Raw genomic sequence first — 13579 nt, forward strand, 5'->3', positions numbered from 1 at the left:
ATTCTTATTTCTCTGTCTTGCCGACGAAGTCGGTGGGATTGTTGTACTTCACCGTCTGCAGATGCTCGCAATAGAGCACCAGCTCGCCCTCGTTCTTGAAGACCTGATAGCTGGCCCGGATCAGGCCCAACTCCTTGTAGCGCGGTGTTTTGTCCATGTTGGTGCGGATTGTGTAGATCGTGTCGCCGAGAAACACCGGCTTGATGAAGCGCAGCTTGTCGTAGCCGTAGGAGAAGGCGTTGACGCAGTTCGTGGCGACGAGGCCGAGGCCGGCCGAAAAGACGAAGGCGCCGGCCACCAGGCGACGGCCGAAGATGCCTTCGCGCTCAGCGAACATCTGGTCCTGAACATACGGATGGATGTCGACAACCAGCGTATTGAACAGGTGGCTGTCGCTCTCCGAGATCGTCCGGCGCAGCGATCGGATGCGCTGACCGACGGGCCAATCCTCGTAGAACCAGTTTTCAGCGTTCCACACCGGCAGGGCTGCGTGATCCTCCGGCATGTCCGAAGGACGGGTCGTCGAGACGCCGACCGTTGGCGAGAATTCATTCATGGGAAGATCCTGCGCCGATTCGTGTGAGCGTTCGTGACCTGTCTTCGCTGCTCGCTCTTTGGACACGCATTTCCCTTCGATCGCCGGGCATAACTTCCTCCATGAGTGTTCTTATTTGAAGATAGTGTTCACATATGCAGGAAATTTGCAAGACGCAAAAGGTCGACCGCCATCGCGAGATAGCGGCCAACACCATGTGTTGACGAAGAGGTGAGAGAGCATTCCGGCATCAGCAGCCGAAACGAGTATGCCGGCGGACAGAAATGGGAAATGAGTCTAGCGAGCTGCCTTACGGGAGTTGCCGGCTTCGTCGTGCAACCTGGCTGTCTCTGACCCAATGTCCATCTTCGCCTCGTCCTTGGACGTCGCTGCGAGCCAGCCGACAACGGTAAGGACAAAGAAGGCGGAGCCTGCCGCAAAGGCGGCGATGATCCAGTGACCGAAGCCGAGTGCTAGCCCAATGGCGCCAGCGAGCCAAAGGCTGCTGCCGGTGGTCAGGCCCTGGACGCGTCCGCGCGACAGAACGATGGTGCCCGCTGCGAGAAAGGCAACGCCCGCAGTCACCGCCTCGACGACGCGCAAGGGGTCGATCTGGACCCTCTGATCGAAGAAGCCCTTCATGTAGACGCTTTCAAGCGAGATGATGGAAAAGGTACATGCGGCAAGAGCCACAAGCATATGGGTCTTCAGTCCGGCCGGGCGTGATTTCGCCTCGCGCTCGAAACCGATGAGCGCGCCCATCATCAGGGATGCGAGCATGCGCGCGAAAATGACCTGATAAGGGATGTGGGACGGGGGAAACATGTCTGTGACGATCTGATCCATGCGGAACCAACGCGAACGTGTCGCATTGGTTCCACCTGTTGGCAGCGCCTTCCGCCCGGTTAAGCGGCGCCTTCGAGCGGCCTGTCCCTGCCCGCTCGTTTAAGCAAGTCTCAGCGTTAGTTGCCGAGCGCCGCGAAGGCGGCATCCAGCCGCTCCTGCGCCTTCTTCGGGTTTTTGGCACCCTTGGCCGCATCGAGATTGGCCGGGCTGTCGCCCACCTGGACGACACCGACCATGCCCATGCCGTAGTGCGGCGTGCATTTCACGCCGTAGATGCCCGCCGCAGTGAACGTCACCTTGTAGTTTTCGTTGATCTTGCTCTTGAAGGCTTCCGCACCGTCCGGGATCATGCCCTTGATGGTTTCGACATTATGCCCCTTGTCGGTCGGGATGAAGGTCACCGTATCGCCGGCAGCAACCTTCAGTGACGCTGGCTCAAAAACCATCGCGCCTTCCTTGCCCTTGTTGAGCATGTGCACTTCGAAATCCGCGGCGTTTGCGGGCGCAGCGATCAGCATGGCCGCCACTGCGAGGCCCAATCCGCTCTTGATTGCTTTCAACATCGTCTTCTCCGTTTGACCGAGCAGCCCGTGCTTGGGTTGTTCGCCGCAGTGATAGGCCCAAGACCGCGCGTCCAATTTGATGCGCGTCAAATTGGACGCGGATTCCCGATGCGGTGAATTGACAATAAATAGGAGTCCTATATATATGACACATGACCATGAGCACGAAACCATCGCCTGGGATCATCGACCGTATCAGCGACGGGTTTGCCCGCGTCGCAACCGCCATGCGCACCGAAGCATGGACGGCAGCAGATGTCATCGGGCTGAACCCGACGCAGCTGCAGATCCTGATCTTCCTGGTCGGTCGCGGTAAGTCGGGCATGCGGGTCAAGCAGATTGCCGCCTATCTCGGCGTCAGTCAGCCGACGGCGACGGATTCGATCAATGCGCTGCTGCGCAAGGGGTTTGTCGAGAAGTTTGCCGATCCATCGGACGCGCGTGCAGTCGCAGTGGCGGCAACGACCGAAGGTGAGGCTGCGGTGCGCAGCGCCGGCATGATTGCCTCGGCAACCGACGATGCCTTCGCAGCGCTGTCAAAGCTTGAGCAGGAGAACCTGCTCTTGCATCTCGTCAAGATCATCCGCACGCTGCAGGTGTCCGGGGCCATACCGGAACAGCGCATGTGCGTGAACTGTCGATACTTCCAGCCGAACGCCTATCCGAATTCGAAAGAGCCGCACCATTGCGCCTTCGTCAACGCACCGTTCGGCCAGGCCGATTTACGCATCGATTGCGGCGAATATGAAACCGCAGATCCATCGAGCCAGGCAGCTGCCTGGTCCAACTTCAACCGCGGCGCGGCCTGAGATAGGGGCCAGATGCCATGAAGGACATTGATCATCCACCGTCTGTTTCAGCCAACGCACGCGGTGCTGCCACGCCGACGCCTGCGAAGGCCGCAAGGACAAACTGCTTCACCGTCGGGGCCGAAAGAATTCACCGTATTCAAGCGTATCTGCGACCCCGATGATGTCGGCGCCGGTCCGTCGACTGCCATCGGCGGACCGGCATTTTCTCCCTCCACGCGAATAGAAAGAGAAAACCATGAGCAGAATTAATCTAGTTGACCCCAAGTCGGCAACCGGCACCAGCGCCGAACTGCTGGGCAGCATCCACGCGACCTTCGGCGCCACGCCGAACATGTTCAAGGCAGTGGCCAATTCTCCGGCAGCCCTTACCAGCATGTGGGGTTCGTTCGGCGCGCTCGGTGGTGGCCGGCTCGGCGCCAAGCTCGGCGAACAGATCGCCGTTGCCGTCGCCGACCGCAATGATTGCCACTATTGCCTTGCCGCCCACACCGCGCTCGGTCGAAAGTCCGGCGCTACCGCTCAGGAAATGGCCGACGCCCAACGTGGCCACTCCAACGATCCGAAGACGGCGGCGGTGCTCTCGTTTGTGCGCACACTGGTAGAAAGGCGCGGCCAGGCGTCGGACGCTGACGTCAAGACATTGCGCGATGCCGGCTTTGACGATCAGGACATCGTCGAGATCATCGCCCATGTCGCGCTCAACCTTTTCACCAACTACGTCAACGTCGCACTCGCTGTGCCGGTCGATTTCCCCGGCGTCAAGCTCGTGCGCGAAGCTGCCTGAGAACCCGTCGGGCAGGTTTGCCTGCCCGACCCTCCCAAAGGAATGGCCTCATGATTGCAGATACAACAACCCAAGCGCCGGAACTGGACATCAGTCACTGGTTCAATACGCCCACGACGCTCAACCTTGATATGCTGCGCGGACGCGTCGTCTTCATCCATGCCTTTCAGATGCTTTGCCCGGCTTGCGTCTCACACGGGCTGCCGCAGACGCAGCGCGTGCAGCGCCTCTTTCGCGACACGGACCTTCAGGTGATCGGGCTGCACACGGTCTTTGAACACCATGCGGCGATGGGTCCGGAGGCTCTCAAAGCCTTCATCCACGAATACCGGCTGACGTTCCCGATCGGCATCGACGCCGCATCGCCCGATGCGGCGATACCGCGCACGATGCATCGCTACGGCATGCGCGGCACGCCGACGACCGTCATTATCGGACGGGACGGAACCGTGCGCCACCATCGCTTCGGCATCGAGGACGACCTGCTCGTCGGTGCTTGGCTGGCGAACGCAATCGCCGAGCCACTGCCTACAACGCGTCAGGAACTGCCTGCCTGCAGCACGGACGGCTGCGCGATCCCCGATGAGAGCCTACGTCGGTTGGAGACAGGGATCCGATGACACCGAAATCGGCGGTGGTGATCAGGCATGTTCACTTCGAGGATCTCGGCACCCTTGCGGCACCCCTTCGTCGTGCCGGTTACGACATCGAGTATCGCGACGTGGGAACAGCCGACTTTCTCGACTTCGCGCCGGATGTGGCCGATCTCATGATCGTCCTCGGCGGCCCGATCGGCGTCTACGAAAACCATGCCTACCCGTTCCTGCAGCGGGAGGTCGAGGTGCTGGCGGCGCGATTGAATGCAGGTCGGCCGACCCTTGGCATCTGCCTTGGCGCGCAGCTGATAGCCCGCGCAGGCGGCGCACAGGTCTTTCCGTCAGGTATCAAGGAGATCGGGTTCGATCCAATCAGCCTCAGCGAGGCTGGCAGCGCGTCTCCCCTTCGCAATCTGGATGGGGTGCCGATGCTGCACTGGCACGGCGATACCTACGATCTTCCCGCCGGTGCGACTTTGCTGGCTTCGACCTCAAAGGTCGTCCAGCAGGCGTTCTCGATTGGCAGCAACATACTCGGACTTCAGTTTCACGCGGAAGCGGATACGGGAGCGGCGTTTGAACGATGGCTGGTCGGCCACGCCTGCGAGCTGGCAGCAGCCAAGATCGATATCGTAAAACTCCGAAACGATGCCGCTGAATTCGGGGCCGCGCTTGCGGTGGCCGCCGACGCAATGATGACGGAATGGTTGGAGCAAGTGCATGTCGACTGATCAAACAAAACCGGTCGCTCTCAACGCATTGCTTGTGGGCGAACTGACTGTGATCGACGAACGCGGGACACTGAGCGGCATCGACAAGAGGCCGGTTGCCGGGGTGCTGCACCTGTCGGCTACCGGGCTCATTGGCGATCATCAGGGCGACCTCAAGCGGCATGGCGGCCTCGAGAAGGCTGTGCATCACTACCCGGGCGATCATTATCGGCTCTGGCAGTCGGAAATCGGTCCGAGCACGGTTCTCGATCGCCCGGGCGCGTTCGGCGAAAACCTGTCGACCTCAGGGTTGACGGAAGACGACGTTGCCGTTGGAGATCGCTTCCGTCTGGGGCGTGCCCTGCTCGAAGTCAGCCAGGGACGGCAGCCATGCTGGAAATTGAACAGGCGCTTTGGGCTGACCGATATGGCCCGCCGCGTCCAGCAATCCGGTCGCACCGGATGGTACTATCGGGTGATCGAGGAAGGACGCGTTTGCGCGGACGATGCCCTCGTCATGGTCGAACGCAGATGCCCTGCCTGGACCATCCGACGGCTCTGGCATTATCTCTACATCGACACGATGAACCGCGATGCGCTTCGGGAAATCGCCAATCTCACGATATTGCCGGCGAACTGGCGCGATTATGCGATCAGACGGTTGGCGACCCGAACTGTCGAGGATTGGACACCACGCCTTGAGGGCCAGCAAGAAGGTTAGAGCTGGCTCCCGGATTCTCAAGGCAAGGGCAGCATCGCGCTGCGCGTTAGCCGGTTTTTGCCACAGGCCCGAGCCGGGATTGATGTTCGAGCCATCGCGCGACCCGGTCGGCGACGAAGATCGCATGCTCGTTGACTTGAGGCAGTCCCATCAGCTCGCCGAATGTGCCGCGGGCAAGTGGGCCGGCGATGAAAAGCGTGTCGTTGCCGTTTCCATCGCGATCGGTTGCCCGGCTTTGATCGTCGCAGGCAAGACCGAGACCGACCGCGTCCAGTTGCAGATGCCCCCCATCCGCCAACTCCGCCAGCCAGCGCTGGCTCTTCAGGATGCTCGTGTGTGCGGGACCGGTGGTCACGACACACGCATCAAACACCATCGGCTCGTGGTGCCTGGTATGGCGGTGGCGGATCTCGGCGATAATGCTCTCGCCGTGCTGGCCTATCTCCTTCACCAATCCGCCAATGACCCTGATGTCACCGTGCTCAAGCCCTTGCGCAATCACCGCGTCAATCTGCGGGGCGACACGGAATCGGTGCACATCCCAATAGACGCGCAGGTGGCGGACAAGCCGCCTCCGCTCCGCGACAGGCAGCGCTCTCCAGATGCCGCCCCCCTGGGCGCGCAATGCATCAAAGACGGCGTGCCAGCTGCGCCCTTCCGCCGGGGCCTGTTGCAACGCAAGGCGTACCCGGCGCAGCAGCGTCCGGGCCGTACGCGAGGGGTCGACAACGAAATCCCCGAGCGGTTCCTGGGCAGTCGTAGCATGTCCCCTCGACCGTAGCCCCCGACGAGAAACGGCAGCAATCGGGCCTCGGTGTCCGCTGCGGCGCAAGGAGGCGATAACATCGGCCGCAGTCAGCCCGTTGCCGATAATGAAGACACGATCCTCCGCGCGGATGACCGACAGGGCGCCCGGTGATGTCGAATCAGGAACGAAACGCGGATGGCCGGCAAGCGCTCCGGAAATGTTCTGGGGCGCACATGGCGCCGGATGGGTCGTTGCAACGATCGCGATGTCGGCTAAAATCTCGGCGCTTCCATCCGCCGTGATGTGCCAACGGCCCCCGGTTCTGGCGATCTGCACCACCCGTTCACGGCAGTGGTAGACCTGCCCGCTCGCAAGAAACGGAGCGATAAAGTCGCCCACATAACGGCCGAAGGCCGTACGCCGCGGGTAAAGGTTTCCGTCGGCTGCCAGAGCATCCGGATCGTCGCGAGGCTCTCCCTCGGCCGTGAGCCACCGCAGGAAATCATCCGGATCGTCCGTCAGCAGGCTCATCCGCGCCGCCGGTACGTTGACGCGGTGGGCCGGATCCGAGGTGTCGTAGGCAAGGCCAGCCCCAAGCCGCTCCCTCGGTTCGAAGACGATGATGTCGACCGCATGTCCGGGCATGTTCCGGGCGAGGTTGGCTGCCAGCACTGCACCGGTGAACCCCCCGCCAATGATTGCGACAACCGGTCGACGGGATAGCTGCGTCACGATTGCGAGACCTTGAGCTTCGGCCTGTGGTCGCCGGCAATGGTCTCGCCGAATGGCCCGGTATTGATTGACGTTTCGCGGGCAGGAACCGAGTGGTTAAGCGGCAGGTTCGGCAGCACCAGTTCGCCGAAGCGATAGGCCTCCTCCAGATGCGGGTAGCCTGACATGATGAAGGTATCGATGCCAATCTCGCGGTATTCTTCCATCCGCGCTTTGACCTGATCCGGATCACCGACGAGTGCGGTGCCTGCGCCGCCGCGCACGAGACCGACGCCGGCCCAAAGATTGGGCGCCACCTCGAGCTTGTCGCGCCGGCCGCCATGCAACCGGCTCATGCGGCTTTGACCTACCGAATCCATGCGCTCAAACACCTTTTGTGCCGCGGCGATCGTTTCGTCATCAACATATTGTATCAGGTCGTCGGCTGCCTGCCACGCTTCCTTTGCCGTCTCGCGCACGATCACATGCAACCGGATGCCGAATGTAACCTCTCTGCCTTCAGCATCAGCGAGCGCGCGCACCTCGGCGATCTTTTTGGCGACATCTTCCGGCGGCTCTCCCCAGGTCAGGTACTTGTCGATCGTCCTGGCCGCCACCTCCTGGCCTTTGCCGGATGACCCACCGAAATAGAGCGGCGGATGCGGCTGTTGCACCGATCGGAACAGCAGCTTGCCACCCTCGATGTCGAAGTGTTTTCCTTTGAAGGTGACGTCTTCTCCACGAAGCACCGATTTGTAGACGTTGAGAAATTCCTCGGTAACCTCGTAGCGCTCGGCATGCGAGAGATGGATGCCGTCGCCCTTGTTTTCCGTCGGGTCGCCGCCGGTCACCACGTTGATGAGCAGCCGCCCCTCGGAAAGCCGGTCGAGTGTTGCCGTCATCCGGGCAGCCAGCGTCGGTGACAACAGGCCCGGTCGCACCGCGATCAGGAAGCGCAGCTTCTCGGTCAAGGGCGCGAGCGCCGACGCCACCACCCAGCTGTCCTCACAACTGCGGCCGGTGGGAATCAATACGCCGTAATAGCCGAGCGTATCGGCAGCCTGGGCGACCTGCTTGAGATAATTCAGGTCGACATTGCGCCCTCCCCGCGTCGTGCCGAGATAGCGGCTCTCGCCGTGGGTGGGCAGGAACCAGAGAACGTTGATCTTTTCAGGCGAGTTGCCCATGCGAATTCTCCTCGGACACGATCTGTGGCAGGCGGCAACAGGGGCCGACAGCTCGAAAAAGATAAACTCTATAAAATTTATTGACAATGAAAAATCAGGCGATCATTTTTGAGTGGAGGAAAAATTTTTCCCGGATTGCGCATTGACGACCGGGAAGCAGGTGAAATTTTTCGAGGATATTGCCATGAACATAGCTCTTGCCGCTTCCCCCGCATTCACGACATCAAGTCATGCCGCCGACCATGCCTCCGCGGTCACGGCAAACGAGCTGAAGTCGGCAATGCGCAATCTTTCAGGCGGCGTCTCTGTCATCACCGCCGGCGTCGGCGACGACCGCACCGGCGCGACGGTTACGTCGGCAACGGCCCTTTCGGTCGACCCGCCGACGATGATCGTCAACATCAACCGGACGTCGTCGACCTGGCCGGTCATCGAACGCTACCGTCATTTCTGCGTCAACATTCTCGCCAGCGAGCAGCAGCACGTGGCCGAAAGGTTTGCCGGCTTCGGCGGCCTCAAAGGGGCTGCGCGCTACGACGGCGCGCACTGGCGGACCCTCGTCAGCGGTGCTTCCGTTCTTCACGGCGCGCTCGCCGCCATCGATTGCGAAGTCGAAGAAGTCATCGAGCGCCATAGCCACGCCATCATCCTCGGGCGGGTCCTGGCGATCACCTCCGGTGCAGGCGAGCCGGTGCTTTACCATGGCGGCCGCTACGGCAGTTTTCAGCCGTAGCGGCGAGCACGCAGCGCACTTTGGGCACGGAAGACGCCCAAGTGGCCGAAGTTTGGAATGGCTTCATACCCCGTCGCACAAACGGGGTATTTTTTATCTCTATAAATTCGATGGGTTTTGAGATTATCAATGCAGGCTCCGCAACGGGGCCATGGGCAAACCGTTGAGGAGCACGGCAATGACAATCGCAAGACGCACCCTTTTGGTCTCAACCGCTGCGCTGTTGCTGGCGACGCAGGGACTGTTCGCGGCACATGCTGCCGACACCACGCTGACCATCGGTTATCAGCCGATCGTCGAACCGTCGCGTGTGCCCCAGGCCGATGGCACTTATGAGAAGGTGACCGGCGCAAAAATCAACTGGCAGAAGTTCGATGGCGGCGCCGATGTCATCGCTGCACTCGCATCCGGCTCGATCGATATCGGCTATGTCGGCTCGTCGCCGCTGGCGGCTGCTGCCAGCCGCGAGCTGCCGTTCGAAACCATCTTTGTCGTCGGCCTCATCAGCGAGGCGGAGGCGCTGGCGGTCAAGGGCATCAACAAGCCGAAGGAACTTGCCGGCAAAAAGATTGCAACGCCCTTCGTATCGACTGCGCATTACAGCCTGCTGACCGCGCTGAAGCACTGGAACATCGATCCGAAGTCCGTCGAGATCCTCAACCTGCGGCCGCCGGAAATCGCCGCAGCCTGGACACGCGGCGACATTGATGGCGCCTATGTCTGGGATCCGGTTCTGTCCGAAATCAAGAAGACATCGACCGTGCTCGCCACCTCAGCTGACGTCGCCAAATGGGGCGGTCCGACCTTCGACGCCTGGATCGTCAGCAAGAAATTCGCCGAGGCGCATCCGGACATCGTCACCGCCTTCGTCAAGGTGACCGGCGACGCCTATGCCGATTACCGGGCAAAGCCGGATGCCTGGAACGCAACCTCGACGCAGGCGGAAAAAATCGCTCGGCTGACGGGCGCAAAACAGGAGGACGTGCCAGCGTTGCTCAAGGGATACTATTTCCCGTCGCTGGAAGAGCAGGCTGGTCCCGATCTTCTCGGCGGCGCAACCGCCAAGGCGGTCGCAGAAACGTCGGCCTTCCTGCTCGAGCAGGGTAAGATCCCGGCGGTTCTCGCCGACTACGGCCCTTACGTTTCGGCGCGCTGGGCGCAGGAAGCAGCCAAACTCTCGTTCTGAACGGCTGGTTGCCCTATCCGTGGACTGGCGGCACGCCCGCAGGCAAACCGCCAGTCCCTCAATCGATGTACGTCAGAGAGTTAGAGGACTGCACAATGTCGGTGCTTGGGCTTGAAAATGTCTCGCTGCGCTATGCGCCTGGCAACGGTCGATCGCAGGCACCGCTGGTTCTGGACCGGATCAACCTGGAGATTGCCGGCGACGATTTCGTCGTGGTGATCGGCAGGTCCGGTTCGGGCAAAACCAGCCTGCTCAATCTGGCAGCGGGTTTCCTGGCGCCAAGCAGTGGCCGGATCACGCGTGATGGCCAGACGCTATCCGGCCCTGGGTCGGACCGGGCGGTCGTCTTTCAGGACGACGCGCTCTATCCATGGCTGACGGCGATCGAAAATGTCGCCTTCCCCCTGCGCCTGCGCGGTGTCGGCAAGGATCAACGGCTGAAGGAGGCGCGCGCTCTGCTCGAACGTGTCGGCCTGCCGGATGCGGCCGACCGCAACATCTGGGAGCTTTCCGGCGGCATGCGCCAGCGTGTGGGCATAGCGCGGGCCTTGGCCTCGCACCCGCGGTTCCTGCTGATGGACGAACCACTCGGTGCCCTCGATGCACTGACGCGCGTGCGCATGCAGGGATTTCTCTTGGATATGTGGCAGGCGAGCCGCGCCGGCGCGCTGCTGATCACGCACAGCATCGACGAAGCCTTGATGCTGGCGACCCGTATCGTCGTGCTCAATGCTAACCCCGGCCGGATCGCAAGGGTGATCCCGGTGAATTTCGCGCGGGATTATCTCGCCGGCGTACCGCAACCGGAGCTGCGCGCCTCATCCGAGTTCAGGCGGCTGCACGATGGCTTGACCGGTCTCATTCATTCAGAAGACGAAGGCGTTGCGGCATGACCCTTTCCCTGGAGACGGCGTCGATAGACAAGGAACCAACGGGCGAAACGGATACCAGACGACCAGCACGGCCGCGGCCCGTTCTCTGGATTTCAGCAGCGACGATTGTCGCTCTGGTCGGCCTGTGGGGCCTCGTCTCGTTTTACGCGCTGGTGCCGCCGCTGTTCCTGCCCTCACCACTTTCTGTGCTTCGCGCACTGAGCGGACTGGCGACGACGGGTTTTGTCGATGCCACGCTCGCCCAGCATGTTGCCGCCAGCCTTTCGCGCATATTCGGTGCTCTTGCCGCTGCCCTTATCCTTGGCGTGCCCGCGGGCCTTGCGATCGGCACCAGCCGCTGGGGCAAAGGCATCCTCGATCCAATCGTCGAATTTCTCCGCCCGTTGCCGCCGCTTGCCTATCTGCCGCTGGTCATCATCTGGCTTGGGATCGGCGAAGCATCGAAGATCGCCGTAATCGCACTGGCGATGCTGCCCCCGATCATTCTGTCGACCGCGTCAGGCGTCAAATCCGCGTCCGCCGATCACATCAACGCCGCGCGCGCCTTTGGTGCATCAAGATGGCAATTGCTGCTGCATGTAACTCTGCCGGGTGCGCTACCGTCCATTCTCACCGGTACGCGCATTGCGCTCGGCGCCGGCTGGTCGACGCTGGTCGCCGCCGAACTGGTCGCAGCGACACGCGGCCTTGGTTTCATGATCCAGTCGGCGGCACAGTTCCTGGTCACCGACATCGTCATCGCCGGCATCGTGGTGATCGCGCTCGTCGCCTTCCTGTTCGAAGTCATTGCGCGATGGATCGAGCGGCGGCTTGTTCCCTGGTCAAATCGCCGATGAGGGGCAAACGCTGCCTTTCCTATGCAGACTTCTGGGTCACTCGGCGACGCGTTGCGATCAACCGCGCCGTTGCATAGGTTTGCGTGACGATCTCCGGGACCAGATCGATATCAGGCAGGCTGCCGAGACCCAATGGGCCGACCGCATAGAGGTTGGCGGTTGGATGGCCGTCCGCAAGCACCTCGCCGGCCGGGCTGACCGCGAGGCCAAGCCCGAGTTCGTCCGGCTGCGCCAGGCCACCGGCGAAGAGGTTCTGGATGACCGGCGCCTTGAGATCCGGCGCAGAACAGCGACAATCGATGACCTGATCGGCCTCCAACAGATCTTCTTGTGTGGCCCCTGCCCAACGAACCATCAATCCCTCCGACCGCCGACGCCCTGCCCAGCCCTTGCGCACCACAGTGCGGCCATCAGCCAATTCCTGCAGCAGTCGCAGATGTAAGGGTGCCGGCAGGCGATTGCGGTGGCTGTCGTAGATCGAGCGCAGGTGTCGGTTGAACTGTCGCTTCTCCTGTTCCGGCAAGGCTTGCCATAGAGAACGCGCCCGGCGCCTTAGCCCGTTCATCGCCGCCTGCCAGCCAAGGCCGTTAGCTTCGGCGTCAGCGCATGCCTGGCGCACGAAGGGGACGATTTCGCGAAGCCTTGTCGGCATCGGATCGACGGGGAAAGTGGGTGCTGCCGCCAGCCGCGTGTGCGCCTGCGGCAGGAACCCGTGGCGAGAAACAATGGTGATTTCGCCGACATAGCCGCTGTCACGCATTTGCAGCAGACGATCGACGACACGCACACCACTGCCGAGCAGCACCGCATGGCGTGGCACGACCAACCGTCGCGCTCTCACCAGCGGGCGCTCCTCATCCGCGACTTCCATTTCCAGGGCGCGGATACCGAATCCGGTCGCGAGCACGGCTATGTCGCATTCTATCGCGCCTTCTTCCTGCAGGACGAGAAAGCGTCCCGACGGCAGTTTTCGCAGTCCCAGCACTGCCTGGCAGGAAAGCTGCATCGAAATATCCGGCCGTCGCGTCAACGCTTCGGAAAAACGCTGGTAGACATAGTCGCTGAAAATGCGCTTCGGCACGAAGATCTGCTGGAATCCGGGAATGGCGGCAGAGACGGCGGAGCGAAAATCCTGATTTGCGCAAAGCCAGTCGTTGAAATCCTCCGGCTGCCCGGCAGCCACCGACAGATCACGCACCCGGCTGTTGAGGATTTCTCCGCTCTGGGCGGCGGCCATGACCTGGCCACCGCTGATGGTCGGTTGCGGGTCGAACAGGTGCACATGAAATGCGGTTCGCACCGACTTCATCAGCGCGATCGCCATCATGATTCCGGAAAAGCCTCGGCCGATGATCGCAATGCGCGGTTTTGCCTGCGAACCGGCATTGTCCGGCGAAATCTTGGCAAACAATCCATGGACAGTCATGTGAGCTCGCTTGTGGCCTGACTGCGGTCAGCCGGCAAAGTTTGATACGCATGGCTGTTCCGGTCCCGAACACGGACCGGACATTGAGGTCTTTCCCGGCAGTGACATCTGCTGCCGGGGCTGAAATTCGCGGTGTCGGGGAATGATGCCGCCGGCCGCCCGGGCCGGCGAGTATGGATCCGTTCTTCTGGTTGGCATGGCACCTCGGCACATGGTCATCCCTATACGGCATACTCTATAAACTTTATGCGCTATTAGAACGCGAATTCGGGCCGACATCAAGCGCTTTGTG

The 13579-nt window shown here is 61.6% G+C and carries 15 protein-coding genes; 9 read left to right on the forward strand and 6 right to left on the reverse strand.

All coding sequences use genetic code 11. From position 1 onward, the window contains the following. Window positions 1-4: 4 nt before the first annotated feature. From BLJAPNOD_RS33470 to BLJAPNOD_RS33480, 3 genes are all read right to left on the reverse strand, one after another. Window positions 5-556 (reverse strand): MaoC family dehydratase, encoded by a 552-nt coding sequence (locus BLJAPNOD_RS33470; RefSeq protein ID WP_077504781.1) that lies wholly within the window; start codon window positions 554-556, stop codon window positions 5-7. 276 nt (window positions 557-832) lie between these two features. Then, the gene (locus BLJAPNOD_RS33475; protein WP_115422991.1) at window positions 833-1381 is read right to left on the reverse strand and encodes an MgtC/SapB family protein; all 549 of its coding nucleotides are present in this window, start codon (window positions 1379-1381) and stop codon (window positions 833-835) included. 116 nt (window positions 1382-1497) lie between these two features. Further along, window positions 1498-1899 (reverse strand): pseudoazurin, encoded by a 402-nt coding sequence (locus BLJAPNOD_RS33480; protein WP_244611214.1) that lies wholly within the window; start codon window positions 1897-1899, stop codon window positions 1498-1500. 203 nt (window positions 1900-2102) lie between these two features. Between BLJAPNOD_RS33480 and BLJAPNOD_RS33485 the strand changes: the two genes are divergently transcribed. The 5 genes from BLJAPNOD_RS33485 to BLJAPNOD_RS33505 all read left to right on the forward strand — a co-directional run bounded on the left by BLJAPNOD_RS33485 (window position 2103) and on the right by BLJAPNOD_RS33505 (window position 5567). Beyond that, a complete protein-coding gene (locus tag BLJAPNOD_RS33485) occupies window positions 2103-2753 on the forward strand; it encodes a MarR family winged helix-turn-helix transcriptional regulator (protein WP_115423186.1) in 651 nt (216 codons plus the stop codon). Window positions 2754-2991: 238 nt separating this feature from the next. Further along, window positions 2992-3540 carry a carboxymuconolactone decarboxylase family protein gene (locus BLJAPNOD_RS33490; protein WP_115422993.1) on the forward strand — a complete coding sequence of 183 codons (549 nt, stop codon included), beginning with the start codon at window positions 2992-2994 and terminating at the stop codon, window positions 3538-3540. A 50-nt stretch (window positions 3541-3590) separates the two neighbouring features. Beyond that, window positions 3591-4160, forward strand: coding sequence for a redoxin domain-containing protein (locus BLJAPNOD_RS33495; RefSeq protein ID WP_115422994.1), 570 nt, complete (start codon window positions 3591-3593; stop codon window positions 4158-4160). After that, the gene (locus tag BLJAPNOD_RS33500) at window positions 4157-4867 is read left to right on the forward strand and encodes a glutamine amidotransferase (RefSeq protein ID WP_115422995.1); all 711 of its coding nucleotides are present in this window, start codon (window positions 4157-4159) and stop codon (window positions 4865-4867) included. Before BLJAPNOD_RS33495 ends, BLJAPNOD_RS33500 begins: the two co-directional genes overlap by 4 nt. Beyond that, window positions 4857-5567: an MOSC domain-containing protein gene (locus BLJAPNOD_RS33505; RefSeq protein ID WP_115422996.1), complete on the forward strand. Its 711-nt coding sequence runs from the start codon at window positions 4857-4859 to the stop codon at window positions 5565-5567. The genes BLJAPNOD_RS33500 and BLJAPNOD_RS33505 overlap by 11 nt, the downstream gene beginning before the upstream one ends. 46 nt (window positions 5568-5613) lie before the next feature. On the opposite strand, the gene BLJAPNOD_RS33510 is transcribed toward BLJAPNOD_RS33505, so the two are convergent. After that, a complete protein-coding gene (locus BLJAPNOD_RS33510; protein WP_244611200.1) occupies window positions 5614-7047 on the reverse strand; it encodes an FAD/NAD(P)-binding protein in 1434 nt (477 codons plus the stop codon). Continuing rightward, complete coding sequence (ssuD, locus tag BLJAPNOD_RS33515; RefSeq protein ID WP_115422998.1) at window positions 7044-8213, reverse strand: FMNH2-dependent alkanesulfonate monooxygenase; 1170 nt, start codon at window positions 8211-8213, stop codon at window positions 7044-7046. The genes BLJAPNOD_RS33510 and ssuD overlap by 4 nt, the downstream gene beginning before the upstream one ends. 184 nt (window positions 8214-8397) lie before the next feature. Between ssuD and BLJAPNOD_RS33520 the strand changes: the two genes are divergently transcribed. From BLJAPNOD_RS33520 to BLJAPNOD_RS33535, 4 genes are all read left to right on the forward strand, one after another. Then, a complete protein-coding gene (locus BLJAPNOD_RS33520) occupies window positions 8398-8946 on the forward strand; it encodes a flavin reductase family protein (RefSeq protein ID WP_077504799.1) in 549 nt (182 codons plus the stop codon). A 178-nt stretch (window positions 8947-9124) separates the two neighbouring features. Then, window positions 9125-10132 carry a taurine ABC transporter substrate-binding protein gene (gene tauA, locus BLJAPNOD_RS33525; RefSeq protein WP_115422999.1) on the forward strand — a complete coding sequence of 336 codons (1008 nt, stop codon included), beginning with the start codon at window positions 9125-9127 and terminating at the stop codon, window positions 10130-10132. A 95-nt stretch (window positions 10133-10227) separates the two neighbouring features. Continuing rightward, complete coding sequence (locus tag BLJAPNOD_RS33530) at window positions 10228-11025, forward strand: ATP-binding cassette domain-containing protein (RefSeq protein ID WP_077504792.1); 798 nt, start codon at window positions 10228-10230, stop codon at window positions 11023-11025. Further along, complete coding sequence (locus BLJAPNOD_RS33535) at window positions 11022-11861, forward strand: ABC transporter permease subunit (RefSeq protein WP_115423000.1); 840 nt, start codon at window positions 11022-11024, stop codon at window positions 11859-11861. Before BLJAPNOD_RS33530 ends, BLJAPNOD_RS33535 begins: the two co-directional genes overlap by 4 nt. Window positions 11862-11880: 19 nt before the next feature. Here the strand turns inward: BLJAPNOD_RS33535 and BLJAPNOD_RS33540 are convergent, their stop codons facing one another. Continuing rightward, window positions 11881-13287 carry an FAD/NAD(P)-binding protein gene (locus BLJAPNOD_RS33540; protein ID WP_077504794.1) on the reverse strand — a complete coding sequence of 469 codons (1407 nt, stop codon included), beginning with the start codon at window positions 13285-13287 and terminating at the stop codon, window positions 11881-11883. Window positions 13288-13579: the final 292 nt, after the last annotated feature.

It is taken from the genome of Ensifer sp. M14, assembly GCF_003355565.1.
Lineage (GTDB): Bacteria > Pseudomonadota > Alphaproteobacteria > Rhizobiales > Rhizobiaceae > Ensifer.

Coding starts and splice junctions, on each gene's coding strand:
- BLJAPNOD_RS33470 (WP_077504781.1), bottom strand. CDS start 556: ATGAATGAATTCTCGCCAACGGTCGGCGTCTCGACGACCCGTCCTTCG.
- BLJAPNOD_RS33475 (WP_115422991.1), bottom strand. CDS start 1,381: ATGGATCAGATCGTCACAGACATGTTTCCCCCGTCCCACATCCCTTAT.
- BLJAPNOD_RS33480 (WP_244611214.1), bottom strand. CDS start 1,899: ATGCTGATCGCTGCGCCCGCAAACGCCGCGGATTTCGAAGTGCACATG.
- BLJAPNOD_RS33485 (WP_115423186.1), top strand. CDS start 2,103: ATGAGCACGAAACCATCGCCTGGGATCATCGACCGTATCAGCGACGGG.
- BLJAPNOD_RS33490 (WP_115422993.1), top strand. CDS start 2,992: ATGAGCAGAATTAATCTAGTTGACCCCAAGTCGGCAACCGGCACCAGC.
- BLJAPNOD_RS33495 (WP_115422994.1), top strand. CDS start 3,591: ATGATTGCAGATACAACAACCCAAGCGCCGGAACTGGACATCAGTCAC.
- BLJAPNOD_RS33500 (WP_115422995.1), top strand. CDS start 4,157: ATGACACCGAAATCGGCGGTGGTGATCAGGCATGTTCACTTCGAGGAT.
- BLJAPNOD_RS33505 (WP_115422996.1), top strand. CDS start 4,857: ATGTCGACTGATCAAACAAAACCGGTCGCTCTCAACGCATTGCTTGTG.
- ssuD (WP_115422998.1), bottom strand. CDS start 8,213: ATGGGCAACTCGCCTGAAAAGATCAACGTTCTCTGGTTCCTGCCCACC.
- BLJAPNOD_RS33520 (WP_077504799.1), top strand. CDS start 8,398: ATGAACATAGCTCTTGCCGCTTCCCCCGCATTCACGACATCAAGTCAT.
- tauA (WP_115422999.1), top strand. CDS start 9,125: ATGACAATCGCAAGACGCACCCTTTTGGTCTCAACCGCTGCGCTGTTG.
- BLJAPNOD_RS33530 (WP_077504792.1), top strand. CDS start 10,228: ATGTCGGTGCTTGGGCTTGAAAATGTCTCGCTGCGCTATGCGCCTGGC.
- BLJAPNOD_RS33535 (WP_115423000.1), top strand. CDS start 11,022: ATGACCCTTTCCCTGGAGACGGCGTCGATAGACAAGGAACCAACGGGC.
- BLJAPNOD_RS33540 (WP_077504794.1), bottom strand. CDS start 13,287: ATGACTGTCCATGGATTGTTTGCCAAGATTTCGCCGGACAATGCCGGT.